The organism is Streptococcus sp. DD12 (genome assembly GCF_001578885.1).
Classification (GTDB): Bacteria; Bacillota; Bacilli; order Lactobacillales; family Streptococcaceae; genus Streptococcus.
Genome location: NZ_KQ969495.1, coordinates 588500 through 613525, shown reverse-complemented (window position 1 = coordinate 613525; position 25026 = coordinate 588500). Strand labels below are relative to the sequence as shown.

18 protein-coding genes, 1 other RNA gene and 1 pseudogene are annotated in these 25026 nt (G+C 45.0%); 15 read left to right on the top strand and 5 right to left on the bottom strand.

The features are described 5' to 3' along the window. Window positions 1-22: 22 nt before the first annotated feature. Complete coding sequence (locus STRDD12_RS02840; RefSeq protein ID WP_066914969.1) at window positions 23-616, bottom strand: TVP38/TMEM64 family protein; 594 nt, start codon at window positions 614-616, stop codon at window positions 23-25. Between the two features lie 100 nt (window positions 617-716). Here STRDD12_RS02840 and ssrA point away from each other — a divergent pair. Continuing rightward, window positions 717-1065: a transfer-messenger RNA gene (gene ssrA, locus STRDD12_RS02835) on the top strand. 676 nt (window positions 1066-1741) lie between these two features. Here the strand turns inward: ssrA and STRDD12_RS02830 are convergent. Next, complete coding sequence (locus STRDD12_RS02830) at window positions 1742-3409, bottom strand: Rqc2 family fibronectin-binding protein (RefSeq protein WP_066914967.1); 1668 nt, start codon at window positions 3407-3409, stop codon at window positions 1742-1744. A 161-nt stretch (window positions 3410-3570) separates the two neighbouring features. Between STRDD12_RS02830 and STRDD12_RS02825 the strand changes: the two genes are divergently transcribed. The 6 genes from STRDD12_RS02825 (at window position 3571) to trxA (ending at window position 11166) form a co-directional block, all read left to right on the top strand. Further along, on the top strand, window positions 3571-4071 hold the full coding sequence (locus STRDD12_RS02825; protein WP_066914965.1) for a phosphatase PAP2 family protein: 501 nt from the start codon (window positions 3571-3573) through the stop codon (window positions 4069-4071). 72 nt (window positions 4072-4143) lie between these two features. Further along, window positions 4144-5700 carry a glycosyltransferase family protein gene (locus tag STRDD12_RS02820; protein ID WP_066914963.1) on the top strand — a complete coding sequence of 519 codons (1557 nt, stop codon included), beginning with the start codon at window positions 4144-4146 and terminating at the stop codon, window positions 5698-5700. A gap of 135 nt (window positions 5701-5835) precedes the next feature. Further along, window positions 5836-7188, top strand: a complete 1353-nt coding sequence (gorA, locus tag STRDD12_RS02815) for a glutathione-disulfide reductase (RefSeq protein ID WP_066914960.1) — start codon at window positions 5836-5838, stop codon at window positions 7186-7188. Window positions 7189-7314: 126 nt separating this feature from the next. Continuing rightward, a complete protein-coding gene (gene pepV / locus STRDD12_RS02810; RefSeq protein ID WP_066914958.1) occupies window positions 7315-8724 on the top strand; it encodes a dipeptidase PepV in 1410 nt (469 codons plus the stop codon). Window positions 8725-9102: 378 nt separating this feature from the next. Beyond that, entirely contained in the window at window positions 9103-10737 is a 1635-nt protein-coding gene (locus tag STRDD12_RS02805) for an Ig-like domain-containing protein (RefSeq protein WP_066914957.1), read from the top strand. A gap of 114 nt (window positions 10738-10851) precedes the next feature. After that, the gene (trxA, locus tag STRDD12_RS02800) at window positions 10852-11166 is read left to right on the top strand and encodes a thioredoxin (protein ID WP_066914955.1); all 315 of its coding nucleotides are present in this window, start codon (window positions 10852-10854) and stop codon (window positions 11164-11166) included. 105 nt (window positions 11167-11271) lie between these two features. On the opposite strand, the gene STRDD12_RS02795 is transcribed toward trxA, so the two are convergent. The 3 genes from STRDD12_RS02795 to STRDD12_RS02785 form a co-directional block, all read right to left on the bottom strand. Further along, window positions 11272-11958, bottom strand: coding sequence for a histidine phosphatase family protein (locus tag STRDD12_RS02795; protein ID WP_082753045.1), 687 nt, complete (start codon window positions 11956-11958; stop codon window positions 11272-11274). A 20-nt stretch (window positions 11959-11978) separates the two neighbouring features. Then, window positions 11979-12458, bottom strand: coding sequence for a YbaK/EbsC family protein (locus STRDD12_RS02790; protein ID WP_066914953.1), 480 nt, complete (start codon window positions 12456-12458; stop codon window positions 11979-11981). A gap of 212 nt (window positions 12459-12670) precedes the next feature. Further along, entirely contained in the window at window positions 12671-13504 is an 834-nt protein-coding gene (locus tag STRDD12_RS02785; RefSeq protein WP_066914952.1) for a glycoside hydrolase family 25 protein, read from the bottom strand. A gap of 215 nt (window positions 13505-13719) precedes the next feature. Here STRDD12_RS02785 and STRDD12_RS02780 point away from each other — a divergent pair, with 215 nt between their 5' ends. The 8 genes and pseudogenes from STRDD12_RS02780 to STRDD12_RS02745 form a co-directional block, all read left to right on the top strand. Beyond that, on the top strand, window positions 13720-14835 hold the full coding sequence (locus STRDD12_RS02780) for a vitamin B12 independent methionine synthase (RefSeq protein ID WP_066914950.1): 1116 nt from the start codon (window positions 13720-13722) through the stop codon (window positions 14833-14835). A gap of 169 nt (window positions 14836-15004) precedes the next feature. Next, window positions 15005-17752, top strand: coding sequence for a phosphoenolpyruvate carboxylase (ppc, locus tag STRDD12_RS02775; protein WP_066914948.1), 2748 nt, complete (start codon window positions 15005-15007; stop codon window positions 17750-17752). A gap of 185 nt (window positions 17753-17937) precedes the next feature. Then, a pseudogene (locus STRDD12_RS02770) lies at window positions 17938-18908 on the top strand (thiamine pyrophosphate-dependent dehydrogenase E1 component subunit alpha). 9 nt (window positions 18909-18917) lie between these two features. Continuing rightward, window positions 18918-19913: an alpha-ketoacid dehydrogenase subunit beta gene (locus STRDD12_RS02765; protein ID WP_066914946.1), complete on the top strand. Its 996-nt coding sequence runs from the start codon at window positions 18918-18920 to the stop codon at window positions 19911-19913. Between the two features lie 25 nt (window positions 19914-19938). Next, complete coding sequence (locus STRDD12_RS02760) at window positions 19939-21342, top strand: dihydrolipoamide acetyltransferase (protein ID WP_066914944.1); 1404 nt, start codon at window positions 19939-19941, stop codon at window positions 21340-21342. A 19-nt stretch (window positions 21343-21361) separates the two neighbouring features. After that, window positions 21362-23110 carry a dihydrolipoyl dehydrogenase gene (gene lpdA, locus STRDD12_RS02755; RefSeq protein WP_066914942.1) on the top strand — a complete coding sequence of 583 codons (1749 nt, stop codon included), beginning with the start codon at window positions 21362-21364 and terminating at the stop codon, window positions 23108-23110. 170 nt (window positions 23111-23280) lie between these two features. Continuing rightward, window positions 23281-24435 (top strand): N-acetylglucosamine-6-phosphate deacetylase, encoded by a 1155-nt coding sequence (nagA, locus tag STRDD12_RS02750; protein ID WP_066914940.1) that lies wholly within the window; start codon window positions 23281-23283, stop codon window positions 24433-24435. Between the two features lie 171 nt (window positions 24436-24606). Next, window positions 24607-25026, top strand: a 420-nt coding sequence (locus STRDD12_RS02745; protein ID WP_156471453.1) for a YSIRK-type signal peptide-containing protein, incomplete at its 3' end; no start/stop codon positions are given.

Genomic DNA, 25026 nt, shown 5'->3' with positions numbered 1-25026 from the left:
TTTGATGATATGGCGAAATAAGTTAGTTTCCCAGTAGCTTTTGCAGAATTTTACCGCCATAAATCCAAAGGTAAGAAAAGGAAAGAATGGATAGCGGTTTGGTCCATAAGAGAATCCCAATCAGACGGCGATAGCTCATCTTAGATAGACCTGTAATCATGAGCATGATGTCAGCAGGCATAAAAGGAATAATTTGCGTAAGGATAAAAAAGCGTTCGTAATTCTTGGTGTCCAAGCGCCGTTCGTATTTGTCAAAGGTCGCCTCACTGGTGAAAAGTAAAATAAATTTCTTCCCATAAATGCGCACCAAAGTAAAGAGGATTAAGCTCCCAATGAAAATGCCCAGAAAATTGTATAAAAAGCCTAACCAAAAACGAAAGGTCAAAAAGCCCACGACCGTTGTGACACCACCTGGAATGATTGGGAAAACCACCTGGATAATCTGAACCAGAATGAAAATCAAAAAACCTGTCATAGGGTGATTTTCAACGGTCTGTGCCAGCAGATTGTCATCGTTTAAAATGCCTAGCTGAAAGAGCCAGATAACGGCAATAACAGAACCAAGCAGTGCCAATATACCTAAAATCTTAAAAATGTGTTGCCATACTTTGTACATGATGTTATGATACCACACTTTTTTGGTCCTAGATAGGTGAAACTGAGGGTTTTTATTGTTCTTTTTCTACAGATTTGCTATAATAAGAATCTCAAATGACGGGGTCGTTACGGATTCGACAGGCATTATGAGGTATGTTCTGCGACCCATCGGCAGATGTAAAAATGCCAGTTAAATATAACTGCAAAAAATAACACTTCTTACGCAGTAGCTGCCTAAACACCAGCTCGCGTAACTTCTGCAAGATGGCTTGCGTTTTGTTAGAGGTTTTATTTTAGCAAGATACGTTGTTTTGCTTGCCTAGGTAAGGCAAAAGAGATTTTTAGGCTCGCCTGAGCTGAGTTTGAGTTATGTACTAGGCTGAGGTTAAATGCATACATAACCTATGGTTGTAGACGAACATATTGGCAGGTGTTTGGACGTGGGTTCGACTCCCACCGACTCCATATTTACTTTTTAAACTTTTTAATCCTTCTTAAAACGTTGATTTTTGCAACGTTTTTTCTTTTTTGCTTCTTATAGCTTGCTATTACTTTTTAAAATAGGGAGTTACAAAAAGAGGGACTGAGGTCATTGCTATAGTAAAGACAACAAAAAAAGAGTGAAGAAACCGCGCTCCAATGGGTGCTCGACTCCTTCACTCTCTACCTAGATGATACATCAATTAACTTTTTTTACAATTTATCAAGTAAAAAAATAGAAGTGACCCACCTCCTACCGCAGACGAATCTGTTTCAAGGGGAGTTAGACCACTTCCTTATCATTTGAATTATACAATTTGTAAAGATTTCTTGTCAAGAAAAGAAAATAGAGGCTTTGCTACCCTCCCATGGCTCAGAGAGCTTTATGCGGAAGGATGTCAAGCTTTCTAAGGATTGACTAAGGCACCGACCACATCGTTTGTGGGATGATTTTTTTTATCGAAAATAATACAAGCGAAGTCGTCATCATACGGCTTTTTCTTATGCGTCTAATGGAATTTTAGCATGCTAAGATACTACAAGAGTTAGACAGTCTGGTCAACAAGTCCCATCAAAAGGTCTTGGAGACCTATAAACAGCGGGAACTGTCTTGGAAGTCACCAAAGAAAAAAGCCGTCCCACCGAGAGGCGGAGCGGCATGAGATTACCGTTTACTGGCTTGGCGCATGCTGTCGATCTTTTCAGCATTAGGGGTGACCCTTAGGGTCTTTTGTCCTCTGTAGGTGACAAAACCAGGATTACCACCTTTTGGCTTGTGGAGTTTTTTGGCTGTAATCATATCGACTTGCACCAGATTAGAGTGACGGGCTTTGGAGTAGTAGGCGGCTAGCTCAGCTGCATCTGTTTTAACTTCGTCGCTCGGATTGAGATTATCTCGGATAACCACATGGCTACCTGGAATGTCTTTGGCATGAAACCAGAGCTCGTCTTTTTTGGCCAGTTTAAAACTGAGTTCGTCATTTTGCAGGTTGTTGCGCCCGACTAAGATAAGGGTCTGCCCATCGCTAGCAAGATAGCTTTCTGGTGCGCGACGCTTATGCTGTTTATCCCCGTGGCGCTTCTTGAGAAAGCCTGTGGTAATCAATTCTTGGCGAATGTCTTGGATGTCATCTAAGTTGGCCTGTTCCAGAGCGGTTTCAACAGATTCCAGATAGCGGATACTGTCTGAGGTTTCTGAGATAAGACCATTCAGATGCTTAACGGCTTCCTTGAGCTTTTGGTAACGTTTGAAATAGCGTTGGGCATTTTGGTTGGGCGTCAGTGCCTTGTCAAGGGGAATCTGGACTTCTTCATTCGTGTAGTAATTGACCAAGCTAACGCTGTCTTGATCGTTTGGGACTTGATGCAAAAAGGTTGTTAGCAGTTCGCCGTATTGGCGAAAGGTTTCCGCACTATCCGTTGCCGCCAATTCTTGTTCTTGTTTTAGAAGCTTCTTGCGGCGGCTATTCAGTTGGTTCTTGACGAGTAAAATCAAGTCATGCGCTTGCTGGTTGACCCGATCGCGCTCGGCCTTATCCAGATAGTAAGTGTCTAAGAGGTCAGATAAAGAGTCAAAGTTCTTTTGGGCATCAGGATGGCTGACAGGGAAAAATCCTTTTGGAGTCAAACAAGCCTGTGTAGCCTGACTAAAGAATTGGCGAAAGGTTTTCAAGGTCTGTTGACTGCCAGTGAGCTCTTGCGCTAGTAAACTAGCGGTGTCTCTCCCTAGCCCTTGAAAGTTTTTTTGCAGTGAGTTAGCTGTCACGTCTGTTGTCTTGAGGATATGAAAGAGGGACTCGTCAGCAACCGTGAAAGGGTTAGCTTGATCCTGGGCAGGAGGGGCTACGTAGGTGCTACCAGGTAAGATGGTTCGATAGGAATTTTGCGAGAAACCAACGTGTTTGATGGCTTCTAGAATCTTATTTTCCTCTTCGTCGATAAGGATAATATTTGAATGTTTGCCCATGATTTCGATAATCAGAACAAGCGAGAGGTCGTCCCCGATTTCGTTTTTGTTGGAAATAGCAAGGCGCAGGATACGGTCATTGGCAAGCTGTTCAATACTTTGAATCAAGGCTCCCTGAAGGTATTTACGCATGAGCATGGTATAGGTAGTGGGGGTCTGAGGGTTTTGAAACTGCGTCTGTGTCAACTGTACTCGACTAAAAGTCGGATGGGCTGATAAGAGAAATTTCCAATTTTTGCGGTGGTTACGTACCGTTAAGACCAGTTCTTGGGCAAAAAGTTGATTGATTTTTTGAATACGACCACCCTCTAGCGATTGCTTGAGCTCTTGGGTCATATGATGTAAGAAAAAACCGTCAAAAGACATGGGATTCTCCTTTTCTAAAAGTGTCTTACCCATTATTATATCATGAGAAGGTAAAAGCAGGCATAGGAGAAAGGTAACTTTTTCTTTTTTACTAGAAATGTTCTTAGACTATGGCCTAGCGGGACAAATTAGGATAAAATAAGGATGAAATGAGGGAAAGTATGCGAAATTATGACGTTTTTTATCAGAGATTAACAGCTCCTTTAAGGCGCCATAGAAAATGGATTAGCTGGCTGGATTGGAGCAATAAGCTAGTGACGCTGACGATGTATTTGGCCTATGTAGCTTTGCTAGTGGGTTTATTAGTGATGAGAGACCCCTCACTTTTTTGGCGAATGGTTCTGATTCCTGGCGGAAGTTTTTTGGCGATTTCCCTTTTCCGCCATCTTCTGAATCGCCCAAGGCCTTACGAACGTTGGGCAATCAGTCCTTTGATTGTCAAGCATACCAAAGGACATGCCATGCCTAGCCGTCATGTTTTCTCAGCGACTATCATCAGTATGGCCTATCTTTATGTCTACTGGCCTCTAGGGTGTTTTTTCTTGGGCCTGTCTGTCTTGCTTGGCTCTTGTCGCATCTTAGCTGGCGTGCATTACCCCTCAGATGTCATTGTCGCTTATCTTTTAGCAGGGCTATCGGCCAGTCTTTTCTGGTTGTTATAAGAGAAATCCCTTTTCAGTGCAGGGTCTTTATGCTAGACTGAAATAGTATAAGAATGAAAATAAGGAGTCCGTATGCAAAGCCTTTTGCGAAAACTATCGAGTAGCCTAGAAGTTCTTGGGCGGTCTGCTGGTGTGCTCATTTTTGGATTGCTTTTTATCGTCACAATGGTCTTAAGGACCACCATGATGACGGGGCTTTCCGAATGGGCCATGATTACGCGCGAGCCCTGGTACGTTTATCTGACGGCCTTTATTTTACTGGCTTTGGGCCTCTATTGGCCACGCCTTTTTAAGGAATACAGCACCCGACAGATTCGCCGATTTTTTACCATTTGTTACCTGATTTTTGGCTTATCTTTGGTTTTACTCACGGCTTACGTAGGCCGTGATGATGCGGGGAAGGTTTTTGAAGCAGCTCTGCAGTTTAATGCTGGCGACTACCATCTGCTGGAGCCCGGGGGCTATATGTTTCGTTACCCCCATCAATTGGGCTTGGTGAGCTTTGAGCGTTTGGTGCTCTGGGCTATTCCCATTCCTTTGATATCAGTGTTCTTTGCGCTCAACTTAGCTTTTGTGTTGGGGATGAATACTGCCACCTACAAGATTGCCCAAGAATTATTCGGCAAAGCCCGTTGGGTCCGTGCAACAGTTATTGTCACCTATGGTTTTTTACCTCTATTATTTAACATCATGTTTGCCTACGGCCTTATGTTTGGCCTCTTCTTCGCAGTTTGGGCAGTTTATTTTGCCATTCGCTATCTTAAGTGGGAGAAGTGGTCCGATGCCTTGTGGTCTCTGCTCTTGATGACGGTGGCCTACTGGGTACGAAGTAACAATGTCATCCTCATTGTCGCACTTTTAGGGGTCTTCGTCCTACACGCGATGAAGCGGTGGCGCTTTAAACCTTTGCTTTTGGGCCTTGCCTATCTTGTTTTTGCCCTAGCTTCTAATAAGGCTACGGTTGCCTACTATGAGCAAGTCAGTCACCAGAAAATCTCTGGAACACCCCAGTTGGCTTGGGTAGCTATGGGAATTCAAGAAGACGAATCCTCCAATCGCGAACCCGGATGGTATACAGGTTATGTCCGAAAAGTTTACTTCCGTGAAAAAGGCGACATTAAAAAGATTGAAGCCAATGCCAAGCATTTAGTTCTCAAACGGGTAAGCTACTTTCTCAGTCATCCCGAGGACGCCAGCTGGTTTTTCGGCATAAAATTTTTAAGTTCATGGACAGAAGGCAGTTTCCAGTCGATTTGGTCAGGGCCTAGTAAGGCTAAAAAACAACCTTTATGGAATAGCTACGCCAAATCAATCTACCACCAAGGCTCTCTCCACCTGATTTTTATCACCTATATGCAGGCCTTCTTAATCCTGATTTATCTAGGGGGGCTCTGTTATTACTTGTTTAGCTTTAAGCGGTTGGGCGACCAAGCGCACCTCACCTTATATGCCCTGTTGGTCATGTTTGGGGCCATTATTTTCCATCTGGGTTGGGAAACAAAGAGTCAGTATATCTTACCTTACATCTATTTCCAATTGCCGATGGTAGCCGTTGGTCTGTCGGATGGCTTTGGGTTAGTCAGCTATAAACGCAGAAAGAGGCGGCAGAAACGACAAAAAGGCTTCTAGCTAGAGAAAAGACCTAGGACCACTATCGAAAGATAGTGGTTTTCTTTTTGAAACTAATTTCCCATAGCAAATAGTTGCATTGAGTCTTGGCCATGTGTTAGACTACGCCTATGATAACTTAAAGGAGAAAAAACGATGGCAAAAGCTTATGATTATATCGTTATTGGTGGAGGAAGTGGCGGGATTGCTTCCGCTAATCGCGCAGCTATCCATGGCGCAAAAGTCCTCTTGGTAGAAGGAAAAGCTGTTGGTGGGACCTGTGTCAATGTTGGCTGTGTTCCTAAAAAAGTCATGTGGTATGGGGCGCAGATTGCTGAAAGCCTTAGACTTTTTGCTCCCTCTTACGGATTTAATTATGGACCTGTCACCTTTGATTATGACACCTTGAAAAAGAACCGTGAGGCCTATATTGACCGTATTCATGGCTCTTATGAGCGTGGCTTTGAATCCAATGGTGTGGACTACATTTATGATTACGCGACCTTTGTTGATGCTCACACCATAGAAGTGGCCGGAGAAAAATACACGGCACCGCATATTCTGATTGCAACGGGTGGCCATGCCCTTTACCCTGAGATTCCGGGTGCTGAACTGGGTGAGATTTCGGATGATTTCTTTGCCTGGGACAGCCTGCCTGAGCGTGTGGCTGTTGTCGGAGCAGGCTATATTGCCATTGAATTGTCCGGTGTCCTTCATGCCTTGGGTGTGAAAACGGACCTCTTTATTCGCCATGAGCGTCCTTTGCGTCATTTTGATGAAGAAATTGTTGACGTGTTAGTGGATGCCATTGATGCCGATGGGCCGACCTTGCATCGGAATGCTTCACCAAAATCAGTGGAAAAAAATGCAGACGGTAGCTTGACAGTCGCCTTTGAAGATGGGGAAAGCCTTGTCGTTGATAAACTTATCTGGGCTATTGGTCGCAAGGCCAACACTACAGGTTTCGGTCTTGAAAAAACCGGTGTTGCAGTGGATGCGCGTGGGTTTATCACAGTGGATGATTTTCAAAATACCAGTGTTGAAGGCATCTATGCTGTTGGCGATGTTACTCCATGCCCTGCCTTGACTCCGGTTGCTATCAAAGCTGGACGCTTGCTGTCTGAACGTCTCTTTAACAACCAACCAAAAGCCAAGATGGATTATGACATGATTCCAACTGTTATTTTTAGCCATCCCCCTATGGCATCTGTCGGCTTGTCAGAAGCAGCTGCGGTGGCAAAATTCGGTTCAGACGAGATTAAGACCTATCGTTCGAGCTTTGTTTCCATGTATACAGCTGTGACGGACCACCGTCAACCCAACAAGATGAAGTTAGTGGTTCGTGGTGAAGATGAAGTCATTGTCGGTATCCATGCTATTGGTCAGGGAGTTGATGAGATGCTTCAAGGTTTCGCTGTGGCCATGAAAATGGGAGCGACAAAGGCAGATTTCGATAGTACAGTGGCGATCCATCCCACTGGCTCAGAAGAATTTGTCACCATGCGGTAATGGTAAAAGAAGAGAGCATTTAGGGAATAATGCCAACAAGAGAGACCAAGGAAAACTTTCTAGGTCTCTTTTTTGTGGGGGGAATGTGTTATAATAAAAGAAAATCAACAAAGGAGAAAATCAGCGATGACCATTGATTTTAAAGCAGAAGTTGCAAAACGTCAGGATGCCATGATGGCTGACCTCTTTGACCTCTTACGGATCAAATCAGAACGTGAAGATGACAAGGCAGATGCAGAGCATCCATTTGGACCAGGCCCAGTTAAAGCCCTTAAGCATTTTTTGGCTATGGCCGAACGCGATGGCTATCAGACCAAAAACATTGATAACTATGCCGGCCAGTTCGAGTATGGTGAAGGTGACCAGGTTTTGGGGATATTTGCGCACTTGGATGTGGTGCCTGCAGGTGAAGGCTGGGACAATCCGCCCTATGAACCGCTTATCCGTGATGGTAAGCTGTATGCTCGTGGGGCTTCAGATGACAAGGGACCAACCCTAGCTTGTTACTATGCCTTAAAAATCATCAAAGAGTTGAATCTCCCCGTCTCAAAGAAAGTTCGCTTTATCGTCGGGACAGATGAAGAATCTGGCTGGGGCGATATGGACTATTATTTTAGTCACAACGACCAAGACAAACCTGACTTTGGTTTTTCACCGGATGCAGAATTCCCTATTATCAATGGTGAAAAAGGAAATGTCACCGCTTATGTACATTTTTCTGGAGACAATCATGGTCAAGCAGAGTTAGTGTCCTTTACAGGTGGCTTGCGAGAAAATATGGTTCCTGAGCAAGCAGAAGCCCTCGTCCGCTTGCCGGAATCAGAAAAAGCCAGCCATAAAGAAGCCTTTGAAGCCTTTGTGGCCCAAGAACCTATCTCTGGTCAGTGGACTGAAAAGGATGATGCTGTCTTGATTCAGGTCAAAGGGAAATCAGCGCATGGCTCACTACCCGAAGACGGTATCAATGCAGCGACTTACTTGGCGCGTTTTCTAAAAGACTTGCCGTTTGAAGGACCAGCTCAAGCCTATATCACCTTTATCAGTGACCACTTGCATAAGGATTTTGCAGGAGAAAAACTTGGTCTGGCTTATACAGATGCTAAGATGGGGGCTCTGTCTATGAATGCTGGTGTCTTCTCCTTTGACCAGTCACAAGAGGACAATACCATTGCCTTAAACTTCCGCTACCCTAAAGGAGTGACTAGTGCTGACCTTAAAGCTGGTCTTGAAAGACTCTCCGGTCCAGAGCAGGTAACCCTGTCTGAGCACGAGCACACACCACACTACGTCCCAGTGGATGACCCAATGGTTGCAACGCTTTTGCAAGTTTATGAAAAACATACAGGGCAAAAGGGGCATGAGACCATTATCGGTGGGGGGACCTTCGGTCGCCTTTTGGAAAGAGGGGTTGCTTTTGGAGCGATGTTCCCAGGTTATACCAACACCATGCACCAAACCAATGAATTTGCCGATGTGGCGGACCTTTATCGGGCGAGTGCGATTTACGCTGAAGCCATTTATGAGCTGATTAAGTAAGAAAAATAAATTACATTTTTGTTACAAAACAAAGACAAAGGCCTCGCTTCGGTCACAGATGTTATAATTTATGCAAAAATAATACAAACAGAAAACGCTTGTTTTCTGTTTTTTTAATGGATTTCCACTAATGAAAGTGTCAAGAAAAAGCATATTCTGTTTTTTAGGCGCAAGTTAGAAAATATCCGTTAAATCCTTTTAGAACAGGCATTTGCCCTATATGCATCTTTTGTTTAAAATCCAGAAGTAGCCAAAAGATGTCAAAAACGTAACGCTGTATTAAGACTTGCTTAACCCTATTACTATTTCAAACAGGTTATGTTATGATTTACTATGGAAAAAATTGATTTTATCTTAATGCAAGAAAGGTAGTTAGCCATGTCAGGAAAACATGCAAAGCAAAAGACGGTGACTTATTCGCGCGTTGATCGTGTGACCATGCACAAGTCGGGGAAACATTGGGTGACGAAAATGGTTTCTCAAATGGGGACCTACGCCCTCAAAGGAGCAGCTGTAGCGGGGGCCTCCCTCGTTTTATTTGGAGCTGCTGGAACTGTTCAAGCAGATGAGGTAGATGCTAATACGGGTGATGCCACCAATAGTCAAGCCACTGATGCCACTTTAGAAAGCGCAGAAGTAGAGGACCAGGCAAGTAACGCTGGGACAGCATCAGTGACAGGGACTCAAGAAGACGCAAGTTCAGATACCACTGCGAGCGAGGAGAGCAGTCAAAGCGATTCTTCATCTGCGACTGCGCCAACGGTAACGGCTAGGACGACAACCGCGGCTACAGGTGGTCAAACAGAAGAGTCATCAACAGTTGCTGCTTCAGGCAATGAGACGACTTTCTCAAAAACGGGTACGACGATTACCGTCAGCAACCCTGATGTAAAGGTAACAGGCTCTAATCAGCTTTATGGGACAACCCATGTGGACTACAGCGTAGATTTTCCTGACCAGTTGGCTATCAACTCAGGTGATAGTGTTCTTTTGACCTTGCCAGATGCTTTGCGATTACAGACAGGCTATAGTTTTGATGTGTTAAATCCCGATGATGCTGTTGTCGGACATGCTGTAGCAGACCCAGAAACCAAGACGATTTTGACGACTTTTAATGATTATTTTGAAAGTCACCCTCTTCATAAAAATGTCAGTCTGCACCTGGATACCAAGTGGGATTCAGAAGTCGTTAACCGACCTGGCCAAGAAGTTGTCCTAAACTTCAACGGGAGCTTGGTCCCTGTTAAAGTGGATGGCGTAGCGCCACCACAAAGCAATGAAGTCATCGCCAAATGGGGGAATCAAACACAGACAGATGCCAATGTCAACAGCTGGTGGATTCGCTTCAATAATGCGCGTGAGCTCTTAAACTATGTCACCTTGACGGATACTTGGGGACAAGGGCAAACTTATGTGGATGGGTCAATGTCTGTCACTTTCTTGAAAGATTGGGAAGGCTGGCAAGTATCTGATACAAATAGCGAACAAGCCCAAGCATTTTTCAATGCCTTTCACGTCTATGCTGGCGGCTTTGAAGCTAAATTGGATCAATTAAATGATATCTTGGTTTTAAACTATCAAACCCGGTCTACGACGGGTGAGAATCCGACGAATACGATAAAATTTGTGGCAGAATCTACTGGTGGTGAAAGCACCTATACCATTGAACGTGTCACAGGAAATGGGCGTGCCGCTGGAGATAGCGAAACACCAATCATCCCGAACACGCCAACTTCAGAAACGCCAAATCAACCAACACCACCAAATCCAACTCCTGGTCGTGGTGGTAGTGGTTTTGGGCCTCGTCCAAGCGCAACAGCTATGGCTGCTTACACGAAAAGTCTTCAAGCCAGTCCTAGTCCAGTAGCTCCTGTCGCTAAAGGTCTTGCCGTCGCTGCAGCCCGCCTTCCAGAAACAGGAAGTCAGGACATGACAGGCTTAGCCATTCTCGGCTTTGCCCTTATGGGAGGCAGTCTCTTATTGACCTTTGGTCCACGTCGTTACCAAGCCTAATGAACAACACCCTTTCATCCTCTGAAATGGGTGTTTGTCATTTCTGTAGCAAATAATTGGCAAGGACGAAACTTTAGGTTACAATAAGCCTATCAAAAATTATGGAGGGTTGTTATGGCTGAAATCGTAACAGATAAAACATTTGAACAAGAGACATCTGAAGGACTTGTCCTCGTTGATTTTTGGGCAACTTGGTGTGGCCCATGTCGGATGCAAGCGCCTATCTTGGACCAATTAAGCGAAGCCTACGATGATAGCGAATTGCGCATTTTGAAAATGGATGTGGATGAAAATCCAGAAACAGCTCGTCGTTTTGGCATTATGTCCATTCCAACACTTATGTTCCTTAAAGATGGTGAAGTTGTGAAGCAAGTAGCAGGTGTTCACACCAAGCAACAATTGTCTGCTATTGTCGATGAACTTAGCTAAGTGCTTTGGTCATCCTTAAACGGGCTGACTTTACCTAAAAAGACGCTAGGGATTTCCCTAGCGTCTTTTTTTGAGGTTTAAGCTGTCTTGCAGACTGCTTCTTATTTATCGATTAGCAACCAAACTAGGTTGGGCAAAGTGTTCTGTATGATGGGTTTCCCGTTCAGCGATTGCTTCGTAATCCGTGTCATTCCAGTCTAGCAATCGGTAGTTTTGGTTATCTGTGGTTTCAAGCAGAGTAAGGCTGGCATTGTTTAGTCCCCCTTTTTGGCGTAATTCGGGGATTTCATAGCCCAGCAAACGGCGAATACTTGCTGTCAAGATAGCTCCGTGTGAAACCAAAAGGACCTGTTCCACGGTGTTAGGATTTAGAGATTTGACAAAATCACAGATACGGTTGGTAGCTTGGTAGACACTTTCAGCAGCAAACACATTGTGGTCAAACTGGCCGAGGTTATGGTAGAAGGCGTTAATCTGTTTGGGGTAGATACCCTGAATAGTTGTAATTTTTTGCCCTTCAAGTCGTCCAAGATGCCATTCTTCTAAAGCTTTTGTGACTTCAATCGTTTTTTGGCTGGTTTGGTTATTGGCCATTAGGATGGCTGCGGAATCTTGTGCCCGTTTGAGTGGACTAGTGTAAACTGCGTCAAAGGCTGTGGTACTTAAAGCAAGGCCTAGACGCTGAAGCTCTTCTTTGCCTTCGATCGTCAGCGGGGAATCGCCATTGGCCCCTTGGAAGCGCCCTTCAGCATTCCATGTGGTTTTTCCATGACGTACAAAATACAGTTTCATGATGTCTCCTTTAGAGGTGTTTAATGGTCGGTGAGTAAATCTGTAAATTCAGCAGCAACAAAATCGGCTAGGATTTGGCTATCTATTCGGATAGAACGGCCGATTTCTCCTGCTGAAACAATGAGCGAGCCGGATTCTTTAGCCGTCTGGTCGATGAAAATAGGAAAGGCATGTTTTTGTCTGATACCAACAGGGTTGTTGGCACCGTGAACATAACCAGTAGTCTTTTGCAGTTCCTTTTGCGGAATCATGGTCACTTTTTTATTGCCAGAGACCTTGGCGAGTTTTTTCTCATCCAAGTGCTCTGTGATGGGAATGATTCCAATGATTGGCCCAGTTTTGTCGCCTTTTAGGGCCAGTGTTTTATAGATAGCTGAGCGGTCAATCCCCTCAGGTAGGCTTCCCTCCAAGGCGTTGAGGCTAAGGCTATCGTGGCTGATGCCTGCTTTATCCAAAATCTGATCTACGAGGGTCTTTTTAAGTCCCTTTTTCTTTTTCATGTGATGTGCCTCCCTATTAACTACCCTTCTATTGTACCATGTTATGCCTTGTTCGAATAGTCTGGGAAAACGAATTCTTGCCTTGACCTGCCATCGAAAAGCAGGGAGAGCTTGGTGATTATCTAGGGTAAGAGGAGAAGGGGGGGGCTTTGGGATGAGGTGTTTTTAGGCTATCAAAAAGCCTAGGAGCTTTCTCCTAGACTTGAAATGACTTAACTGCCAAAAAGTTTTTTAAAGGTTGCTTGGGTGTCTTTTGTTGGCGCAATTTGGTTAAGGTCCAAGACACCATTGTAACCGTTTAGACGGCCTTGCGACGTGTACTGATGCAGGTCATAATCTAAATCGGTAGCCGGTGCGGCATTATAGTAACCGTTGTCTGTCCCATAAGTTGGAATCCAGACGGCGCTAAAGCCAGAAGTGGAAATCCCGTGTTCTTGCATAAAATAAGTTCCAATGTAAATCCCGATTTTCTTGGCACCGAGGGAGGCGAGCTCCTTGCGAAAAGCTTGGACACCTGCATCCATATCAGACATCGTTTTTTCCTCGACATCTAACCAGTAGTAGGTAGGGTGGTATTTTGAGGCGGCTTTATAGAAGGTTTTTGCCTCTGCTCGCATTTCTTTTTTATTGGAACCCAAGACATAAGCGTAAACAGCAACAGGAATGCCACGTTTTTGAAACTCAGTAATATGTTTCTGGTAAGCGGTATCCATGCCGTCAGCGTCAGTGGCATTGTTTTTCTTGGTAATATTTGACCCCCCTTGGACACGGACGATAACAGCGGAAATATTTTTAGCGAGGGTATCGTAATCAATACTGTCAGGTGCCTGCCAAGCGGATAAATCAATAATAGGTTTGAGGGCTTCTTGACTGCTAGCACTAGATGTTGACGATGATGTGGTCAACGTACTTGAGGGAATATCTTTTTCGGCCTCGGCAAGGCTCCTCGTTCGGCTTTGTGTTGTCACCAGATGGGCCAACACAACCCCAAAAGCAAAGATTCCCAAGAAGATAAAGGCTACAATCGGTTTTAGTCGTCTTCTCATTAACGTCATTTTAACCTAAAATGCGTCACTTGACAACTCTAAGGCTTCCGTTAGCAGAAAGGCCACTTTTTTGAGCTGTCCTTGGACACCTCCATTGGTTGCTATAGATGGAAATTATAACCTACTATAAAAAAATGGTAATTGTTCCCCTGCAGGGGAAGTGATAAGATAAAAGGCAATTACCTATCCATCTTAGAAATAAGTGAGGCGACAGCATGACGAAAACACACGAACATTTTGACCACGTAGGTTCTTACCTGCGTCCCCAAGCTCTCAAAGAAGCTCGAGAATGCTACGCAAAGGGAGAAATTAGCCAGCAAGAACTTTTGGAAACGCAGGACCGTTTGGTCAAAGAATTGGTCGGTCACCAAGTGGAAAATGGCCTTAAAGTGGTTTCAGATGGGGAGTTTGGTCGCTCATGGTGGCACCTGGACTTCCTTTGGAACCTTAATGGTCTCGAAGCCTACCAACAAGAAGATTCCTATAAGTTTCATGGGGCTAAGACCCGTACCACAAATGTCCGTTTAAATGGTCAAATCACTGAAAATCCGGACCACCCTTTCTACCGTGATTTTACCTACCTAAAATCAATTGTCCCTGAAGGCGTAACCCCTAAGGTAACCATTCCGAGTCCTTCCCTAATCATCAATCGGGACCATCGCTCTGACCTGGCCTTAGAGTATTATGAAACTTGGAATGACTTTTTAGATGGTCTGGCTCAGGCTTACAAGGATACCATTTTACATTTTTATGACTTGGGAGCGCGATACATCCAGTTGGATGATACCACTTGGGCTTTCTTGATTCAACAACTTGAAGATAATAAAAACAATCCTGAGGAGCGCCAGAAATTCCAACGCATTGCTCAAGATGATGTCTATGTCATCAATCAAATTTTGGCAGGTTTGCCGGAGGATTTGACTGTTTCCACCCATATTTGTCGAGGGAACTTTAAATCAACTTATCTCTTTGAGGGAGGCTATCATACCATTGCCCGTTACTTGGGGCAATTAAACTATGACATTTTCTTCTTAGAATACGATGATGCCCGCTCAGGTGATTTTTCTCCCTTGGCAGCCATTTGGAACAACCGCAAATCTGTCGAGTTGGTTTTGGGGGTTATTACATCAAAAGACCCTGCGCTTGAGGATGTCGATGCCATCGTGGCCCGTATTCAAGACGCAGCCAAAAGCGTCCCTTTGGAAAATCTCGGTATCTCTACCCAGTGTGGTTTTGCTTCAACGGAAGAAGGCAATATCTTGACCGAAGAGGATGAATGGCAAAAATTGCGTTTGATTAAAACCATCACAGAGACCATCTGGAAGGATTAGTCGCTAGGGGTTCATTTTAACTGTAAAACGTTTAACCGAACAGTCTCCCCTGGGGGCTGTTTTTGCTTTTCAAGGATTTGTCAGAAAATTTCCACGATTTTACGGGTAAGAGTTTACTTTTACATACAAAGAAGTATAATAGATAGTAACGAAAAAAGGAGAGATTTTTGTGGCTACTAAACGACTCGAGAACAATACAAATGCTGACATTGTTCGTGAAGAAATCGCGATCTTAACCCAATTGTTGGATGAAACTACGCAAAAATTGATTGGCCCATCTGGCTTAGCGCACATCAAAGAGATGACTCGCCTATCAGCCAAGGGAGATTATCAGGCGCTTGAAAACTTGATTTCCCAAATGGATAATCAGGAAATGGTTGTGGTTTCTCGCTATTTTGCTATTTTGCCACTACTGATTAATATTTCAGAAGACGTCGATCTGGCATATGAAATCAACTATGAAAATAATGTTGGGCAAGATTACCTAGGAAAACTCGAACACACCATTGACCTTGTGACAGAGCATAAAAATGCGCAAGAGATTTTGGAACATGTCAATGTTGTGCCTGTTTTGACGGCTCACCCAACTCAGGTTCAGCGAAAGACCATGTTGGAGTTGAACAATCAAATCCATGAACTTTTGCGGAAACACCGTGATGTTAAAGAAGGGCGCATCAACAAGGAGAAGTGGGAATCTGACCTCAAGCGCTATGTTGAGACAATGATGCAGTCAGATATTATCCGTGAAAAGAAACTCAAGGTAACCAATGAGATTTCCAACGTCATGGAGTACTACAATAGTTCCTTGATTCCAGCGATTACGAAATTGACTAGTCGTTATCAAAAATTGGCTGCTCAAAAAGGCTTGTCCTTGGATGACTCAAAACCCATTACCATGGGGATGTGGATTGGTGGTGACCGAGATGGGAACCCTTACGTCACTGCGGAGACCTTGCGTCTATCAGCCATGGTGCAAAATGAAGTCATCATGAATTATTATCTGGACAAGTTATCAGCGCTTTATCGCACCTTCTCCTTGTCTGATAACCTTATCCAGGTCACCGAGGCTTTACGGGCTCTAGCGGACAAATCCTCAGATACGTCAGAATTCCGTGAAAAAGAACCTTACCGTCGTGCCTTTAACTATATCCAACACAAGATTTCCCAAACCTTGGCCCATATTCAAGGCAGACAGGAACAGGCCCAAAGTCTTCCAACTTGGGCAACTGAGTCTGCTGCTGTTACTGAGGAGCTAGATGTCTATGCCAATGTATCTGAATTTCAGGCGGATTTAGCCGTTATTAAAGATTCATTGGTGTCTAATGGCGATGAGGACCTCATTGATGGGGAGTTTGAAGAACTTTTAGAAGCAGCCCGTGTCTTTGGTTTCTTCTTGGCGACCATCGACATGCGTCAAGACTCTAGTGTCCACGAAGCCTGTGTGGATGAACTCCTGCGTGAGGCCAATATTGTGCCTAACTACAGTGACTTGTCTGAAACAGAAAAAGTAGCTGTTCTCCTTAAAGAATTGCAAGAAGATCCAAGAACCTTGTCTAGCGCTAACGCAGACAAGTCTGAACTTCTGCAAAAAGAATTGGCCATTTTCCAAACAGCCCGTGACCTTAAAGACACCTTGGGTGAGGATGTTATCAAACAACACATTATCTCCCACAGTGAAAGTGTCTCAGACCTTTTTGAGCTCGCTATCCTCCTTAAAGAAGTAGGACTTCTCGACACAGACAAGGCTCGCATCATGGTGGCACCTTTGTTTGAAACCATTGAAGACTTGGAGAATTCTGGCGATATCATGCGGCAATACCTTTCCTATGATATTGTCAAACGATGGATTGCGCAAAATAAGGGTTACCAAGAAATCATGCTGGGTTATTCAGACTCCAACAAAGACGGTGGTTACCTGTCTTCTGGTTGGACCCTTTACAAGGCGCAAAATGAGTTGACACAAATTGGAGAAGAACGCGGTATCAAGATTACCTTCTTCCACGGTCGTGGGGGAACTGTTGGTCGTGGGGGTGGTCCTTCTTATGAAGCCATTACCTCGCAACCTTTTGGAACGATCAAAGACCGGATTCGTTTGACAGAGCAAGGAGAGGTTATCGGCTACAAATACGGCAACAAGGATGCCGCCTACTACAACCTTGAAATGCTTGTGTCTGCAGCCATTGACCGGATGGCGACAGGTATGATTACCAGCTCAGAAGAAATTGGCGACTACCGTGAAGCGATGGAAAGCATCGTCACGGACTCTTATCAGATCTATCGTGACTTGGTCTTTGGTAACCCTCATTTCTATGATTACTTCTTTGAGGCGAGTCCTATTAAAGAAGTTTCTAGTCTGAATATCGGTTCACGGCCGGCAGCGCGTAAAACGATTACGGAAATATCTGGCCTGCGTGCTATCCCATGGGTATTTTCTTGGTCTCAAAACCGGATTATGTTCCCGGGTTGGTATGGTGTAGGTTCTGCCTTTAAACACTTTATTGATCAGGCTGAGGGAAATCTGGAACGCTTGCAACACATGTATAAAACTTGGCCCTTCTTTAACTCACTCTTGTCAAATGTTGACATGGTTCTATCCAAGTCTAACATGAATATCGCCTTTCAATATGCCCAGTTGGCTAAGGATCCAGCGGTTCGTGAGGTATTTAACATTATCCTAGATGAGTGGCAGTTAACCAAAGATGTCATCTTAGCGATTGAGCAACAAGAAGACTTCATCGAAGAGAGTCCATCTTTGAAAGCTTCGCTTGAATACCGTCTTCCTTACTTTAATGTGCTTAACTATGTGCAGATTGAACTGATTAAACGCCTGCGCAAAGGGGAATTAGACGAAGAAACTGAAAAACTTATTCATATCACTATCAACGGAATTGCAACAGGTTTGCGTAACTCTGGTTGATGATGAGAGCACCGTCATTGCGGTGCTTTTTTGGTGAAAAAGTTTGGAACAGTGAAACGTTTTCACTGTTTTTCTGTAAGAGACTGTACTATAATACTCTTTGTAAAAATTTAAAGCCTTTTCTTTGCCTTTTGGCATGAGGTCGGGTATTGTAGTAGATGAAGTAAATGAAATGAGGTGACGAGATGTCCAAACTCACTAAAACAGATTATCTTGAAATGTTTGTTAAAATGCAACAGATTCGGGATGTGGATATGACATTGAACAAATTGGTTCGTCGTGGTTTTGTCCAAGGGATGACCCACTTTTCGGTTGGTGAAGAGGCTGCCTCTGTTGGCGCCATTCAACCCTTGACTGACCAAGATATTATTTTTCAAATCACCGTGGTCATGGTCAGACAATTGCCAAAGGTATCGATATTAAGGCGATGATGGCTGAACTTGCCGGTAAAGCAACAGGTTCTTCCAAAGGACGTGGTGGTTCCATGCACTTGGCCAATCTTGAAAAAGGCAATTACGGAACTAATGGTATTGTTGGTGGGGGCTATGCCCTGGCTGTGGGAGCGGCCTTGACGCAACAATACGAGGGAACAGACCGTGTTGTCGTTGCTTTTTCAGGGGATTCAGCGACCAATGAAGGGTCTTTTCATGAGTCAGTCAACCTAGCTGCTGTCTGGAACTTGCCTGTTATTTTCTTTATTATCAATAACCGTTACGGAATTTCAACTGATATTAGCTATTCTACTAAGATTGACCATCTGTACAAGCGAGCTGACGCTTACGGGATTCCTGGTTACTATGTTCCAGATGGAAATGATGTCGTTGCTGTTCAAGCCATGATGGACAAGGTGGTAGCGGACGTCAGAGCTGGTAAGGGGCCTGCTATTGTCGAGGTTGAGTCTTACCGCTGGTTTGGGCATTCAACAGCTGATGCTGGGGCTTATCGGACTAAGGAAGAAGTGGATGCTTGGAAAGCGAAAGACCCTATCAAGAAATATCGCACTTACTTGCTATCAGAAGGGATTGCTAGTGAGGAAGAATTGGACCAGTTAGCTGATGCGGTTGCCGATGAAGTAAAAGAAGCGGTCGCCTTCGCTGAGGAAAGTCCTTTCCCTGAACTTTCAGTAGCTTTTGAAGATGTCTTCGTTGACGAATAGGAGAAAAGAATGACAGAATTTAAGAAAATGGCTTTACGTGAAGCAATCAACTTGGCACAAAGCCAAGAAATGCGACGCGATGAAAAGGTCTTCTTGATGGGAGAAGATGTCGGTGTCTACGGGGGAGACTTTGGGACATCAGTTGGCATGTTAGCTGAGTTCGGTGAAAAACGGGTTCGCGATACCCCTATTTCAGAGGCTGCTATTGCAGGTGCAGCTGTCGGGGCTGCTCAGACGGGCCTTCGTCCGATTGTGGATTTGACTTTTATGGACTTTATCACCATTGCCATGGATGCGATTGTCAACCAGGCAGCCAAGACCAACTACATGTTTGGTGGGGGCTTGAAAACCCCAGTTACCTTCCGTGTGGCATCTGGTAGTGGGATTGGTTCTGCAGCGCAACACTCTCAGTCACTTGAAGCTTGGGTAGCACACATTCCTGGTTTAAAAGTTGTGGCACCTGGTACGGCAAATGATGCCAAGGCCTTACTAAAAGCGTCTATTCGAGACAATAACCCTGTTATTTTCCTTGAACCTAAGGCTTTGTATGGGAAGAAGGAAGAAGTGGATCAGGACCCTGATTTTATAATTCCGCTGGGGAAAGGTGACATCAAGCGCGAAGGTAGTGATGTCACTATCGTCACTTACGGGCGCATGTTGGAGCGTGTTTTACAGGCAGCTCAGGAAGTCGAACAAGATGGCATTTCAGTAGAGGTTGTCGATCCTCGTACCTTAATTCCTCTGGATAAGGACATCATTATCAACTCTGTGAAGAAAACAGGGCGTGTGATTCTGGTCAATGATGCCTATAAAACAGGTGGTTTTATCGGTGAAATCGCAGCCATGCTGACTGAGAGTGAGGCCTTTGATTATCTGGACGCCCCAATCATACGTTTGGCTTCCGAGGATGTTCCTGTGCCTTATGCGCATGTCCTTGAAACGGCTGTCTTACCAAGTGTTGAAAAAATCAAAGATGCCATTATCAAGCAAGTCAATAAAGGCTAATCACTAAAACAGGAAAGGAGACCAGATGGCAGTAGAAGTTATCATGCCAAAGCTGGGTGTTGACATGCAGGAGGGTGAAATCCTCGCCTGGCACAAGGCAGAGGGCGATAGCGTCCAAGAAGGGGATATCCTCTTAGAAATCATGTCAGATAAGACCAACATGGAAATCGAAGCCGAAGATTCGGGTGTGCTCTTGAAAATCCTTCACCCCGTCGGTGATGTGGTACCTGTCACAGAAGCGATTGCTTATATCGGACAGGCGGGAGAAGATGTTGCCGCATTGACTCCAGAACCATCGACACCAGCAGTTGAGGAAGCTTCTCCGGTAGAGAAGGCCTTAGAAACAAAAGACGCGCCTCAAGCCAGCCTGGCAGACCGTCCGCATGACCCTGTCTCTTCTGAGGATGGGAAAGTTCGGGCGACACCAGCTGCGCGGAAACTGGCAAGGGATTTGGGCATTTCTCTAGCGGAAGTTCCAGGAACCGGTGCCAAAGGGCGGATTCATCGCGATGATGTCGCTGCCTTTGAAGCTGCGACACCGAAAGCCTCACCCCTTGCAGCTAAAATGGCTTTGGAATACGGGATTGATTTACAAGCGGTCAAAGGTTCGGGCTTCCGTGGCAAGATTATGAAAGAAGATATTCTTGCTTTAGTAAGCAAGGAAGAGCCGTCAGATGAAGTTAAGCCAGCTGTCAAAGACGAAAAAGTTCAAGAAAGCTTGCCAGAAGGCGTAGAAGTTATCAAGATGAGTGCGATGCGTAAGGCGATTGCCAAGGGAATGGTCAATTCGTACTTAACCGCACCAACCTTCACCTTGAACTACGATGTCGATATGACCAATCTGATGGCTTTGCGTAAGCAACTGATTGACCCTATTATGGCTAAAACTGGCTTTAAAGTGACCTTTACCGACTTGATTGGTCTAGCTGTTGTTAAAACCTTGATGAAACCCGAACACCGGTATTTGAATGCGTCCTTAATTCATGATGCGCAAGATATTGAACTTCACCGGTTTGTAAATCTAGGGATTGCAGTGGGACTCGATGAGGGTCTGGTTGTGCCCGTCGTTCACGGTGCTCAAGACATGAGCTTGGCTGACTTTGTCGCAGCATCAAAAGATGTGATTAAAAAAGCTCAGACAGGCAAATTGAAAGCTCAAGAAATGTCTGGCTCAACTTTTTCAATTACCAATCTGGGTATGTTTGGAACCAAGAGCTTTAACCCTATTATCAACCAACCAAACTCAGCTATTTTAGGAGTCGCTGCAACGGTTCAAACGCCGGTCGTTGTCGATGGCCAAGTTGAAGTGCGTCCGATTATGGGCCTTTGCCTTACCATTGACCACCGGATTGTTGATGGGATGAATGGGGCTAAATTTATGGTTGACCTCAAGGCCCTCCTAGAAAACCCGATGGAATTACTGATTTAAACGTAAGAAAGGAAAACACATGGCAGTAGAAGTTATTATGCCAAAACTGGGTGTCGACATGCAGGAGGGGGAAATCCTCTCATGGAAAAAACAAGAAGGCGACACTGTCCAAGAGGGCGATATCCTTTTGGAAATCATGTCAGACAAGACCAATATGGAAATCGAAGCTGAAGATTCTGGTGTTTTGCTGAAAATTATTCACTCTGATGGGGATGTCGTTCCCGTCACACAGGCCATCGCCTATATTGGTGAACCTGGTGAAGTGGTCCAAGAAGCAGGACAAAGCCCAGCCAATCCTGCTCAAGCTTTGAAAGAAGCTGGTCTTGAAGTTCCTGAAAAACCTGTCCAACAAGTCGCTGCCGTCCGTGAGGAAGCTTTGGCTGATGATGAGTATGACATTGTTGTCGTTGGTGGTGGGCCTGCGGGTTATTATGCGGCCATCCGTGGGGCACAATTGGGCAGTAAGGTAGCGATTGTAGAGAAATCTGAATTTGGTGGTACCTGTCTTAACAAAGGCTGTATCCCAACGAAAACTTACTTGAAAAATGCAGAAATCCTCGATGGTCTTAAGATTGCCGCTGGTCGTGGGATTAACCTCGCATCAACCAACTACACCATTGATATGGATAAAACGGTGGACTTTAAAAACCAAGTCGTTAAAACCCTGACAGGTGGTGTCCGTGGTCTCTTAAAAGCCAATCAAGTCACGATTTTTAATGGTCTTGGACAAGTCAATCCTGATAAGAGCGTGGTGATTGGTGGGGATACTATTCGTGGACGCAAAATTATCCTGGCAACAGGGTCAAAAGTGTCTCGTCTCAATATTCCAGGCATCAATTCACCACTGGTTTTGACCTCTGATGATATTTTAGACCTGCGTGAAATTCCAAAGACCTTGACCGTCATGGGTGGTGGTGTCGTCGGTGTCGAACTCGGTTTGGTTTATGCCTCTTATGGGACTGAGGTTACCGTGATTGAGATGGCAGACCGTATCTTGCCAGCAATGGACAAGGAAGTTTCACTGGAATTGCAAAAGATTCTTGCCAAAAAAGGTATGGTCTTTAAGACATCAGTTGGGGTGTCTGAAATCGTTGAAGCCAACAACCAATTGACCCTCAAACTGAGTGATGGGTCCGAAGTGGTATCAGAAAAGGCCCTTTTGTCCATCGGTCGTGTCCCTCAGTTAAACGGTTTAGAAAACCTCAATCTGGAAATGGATGGCAACCGTATCAAGGTCAATGCCTACCAAGAGACATCTGTGCCTGGTATTTATGCCCCTGGTGATGTCAATGGAACGAAGATGTTAGCGCATGCGGCTTACCGCATGGGAGAAATCGCAGCAGAAAACGCCGTCTGGGGAAATGTCCGCAAGGCCCATCTCGACTTTACACCGGCAGCGGTTTATACCCATCCTGAAGTTGCCATGTGTGGGATTACCGAAGAGCAAGCGCGCAAGGATTATGGCAATATTTTGATTGGTAAATCTAGCTTTGCAGGTAATGGGCGTGCTATCGCTTCAAATGAAGCCCACGGTTTTGTCAAAGTCATCGCTGACACCAAGTACCATGAAATTCTCGGTGTCCACATCGTTGGGCCAGCCGCAGCTGAAATGATAAATGAAGCCGCAACCATCATGGAAAATGAGCTAACTGTTGATGAACTCTTACGCTCTATCCATGGCCACCCAACCTTCTCAGAAGTCATGTACGAAGCCTTCGCTGACGTCCTTGATGAAGCTATTCACAACCCGCCAAAACGCAAGAAATAAATCTCGAAAAGCTAGACCCTTGGGGCTGGCTTTTTTTGTTAGGAAGACAAGGTGATTTTTGTGAAAGAGCTTTCTTTTTTGTTTTTTTAACAGTTAAACTGAGCTGAAAGCCCTTTATCCGTGTATAATAGGCTTGAACATTTTGATACTTTATAGAAAGAAGGCAAACGATGTCTTATTACATACATGCAGACCAGTTTTTCTATCCCCAAGGGATTCGCCAAGGCGGTTATCTGGAAATCAGTCAGGGGCGTTTTGGGGCCTATCAGGTGGACTTGCCTGAAGGTGCGGAGGTCTTGGATTACTCTGGTTTTAGTATTGCGCCTGGGCTTGTGGATACGCATATCCATGGTTTTGCAGGCAGTGACGTCATGGATGCTGACGTAGATGGCTTGGTGCATACCATGAGTGAGGGCCTTTTATCGGCTGGTGTGACGAGTTTTTTGCCAACAGCATTGACAGCTTCTTTTGAAACACTGCTGGACATTAGCCGTTTGGTCGGTGAACATCACCAGGAAGCGACAGGGGCTAAAATCCGAGGCTTGTATTTTGAAGGGCCTTACTTTACAGAAGAGCATAAGGGGGCTCAAAATCCAAAATATATGAAAGACCCAAGTTTTGCTGAGTTTACAGCTTGGTATGAAGCGTCTAAGGGCCTTTTAAGCAAAATTGCCATTGCTCCAGAACGGCCACAGGCAGCAGACTTTGCCCGAAAGGTGAGTGACTTGGGTGTTGTTGTAGCTCTGGGGCATTCCAGTGCGACCTATGCCCAAGCTGTCAAAGCCGTAGATGCCGGAGCCAGCGTTTGGGTGCATGCCTACAATGCCATGCGAGGCCTCTCCCACCGTGAAATCGGTATGGTAGGCGCTGTCTACCAGCTTCCCCAAACCTATGCGGAATTGATATGCGATGGCCACCATGTGTCGCCTGAGGCTTGTGATATTTTGATCCAACAAAAGGGCTATGACAAGGTGGCCCTGATTACGGATTGTATGGCTGCTGGTGGGCTAAAGGATGGCCAGTATAAACTGGGCGAATACACCGTGGATGTCCGTGATGGTGCAGCCTTTTTACCGACTGGAAATTTAGCTGCCTCTATCTTACGCTTGAAAGATGGCATGAAACATGTGGTGGATTGGGGCTTGGTAAATGCACATGAAGCGGTCATGATGGCTAGCTTGATTCCTGCTCAATCCATGCGGATTGATGATGTCTGTGGGCAAATCAAGCCAGGACATGCTGCCGATTTTATCGTCCTAGATAAGGACTTGTCTTTGCAGGCAACCTATTTGGATGGGATTAAGCGGTTTGAAGTGGGACAATAAACAGGCAGTTTTAGAGGATTTGAAACAGTTGAGAGTCTTGCTCTCAACTGTTTTTTGTCTTACCCTTGCTTTTATGCGTTTTCAGCTAGGGATTAGGAGAAAAATTCTTTCAAAAACCTTAAAACTTTGCTATAATTATCTTTGTAACATTTGTAACATAAAGGAGATGCTGTGTTTTATTCAGGAAAGCATTGTGCGCGCAAGGAGCGTTATGGGATTAAGAAATTAAGTGTCGGGGTAGCGTCTGTTCTGATTGGGACCGTCTTTGCGACGCAAGGAAGTGTTTTGGCGGATGAGACGGCTGGTCAAGCTCTGGAAACAGTGACTGGTCAAGTGACGACAGGAGCTAGTGCCTCTGCTGAGCTGATAGAGGATGCTGAGTCGTCCTCCGACACTGCCTCTGGTCAAACTGATGACAACAGCCAAACCTCCCAAAGCAGTCAAACCAAAGTAGAGGCTGACCGTCTCGACGCCAGCAGTGCTCCAGCTAGTCAGGACCAGGCGACTACAGAGATATCTGCGCAACCATCTTCTGCAGATGCCAGCACGGCCTCATCTGAAACAAGCACTGAAACAGCGGTATCCGAAAGG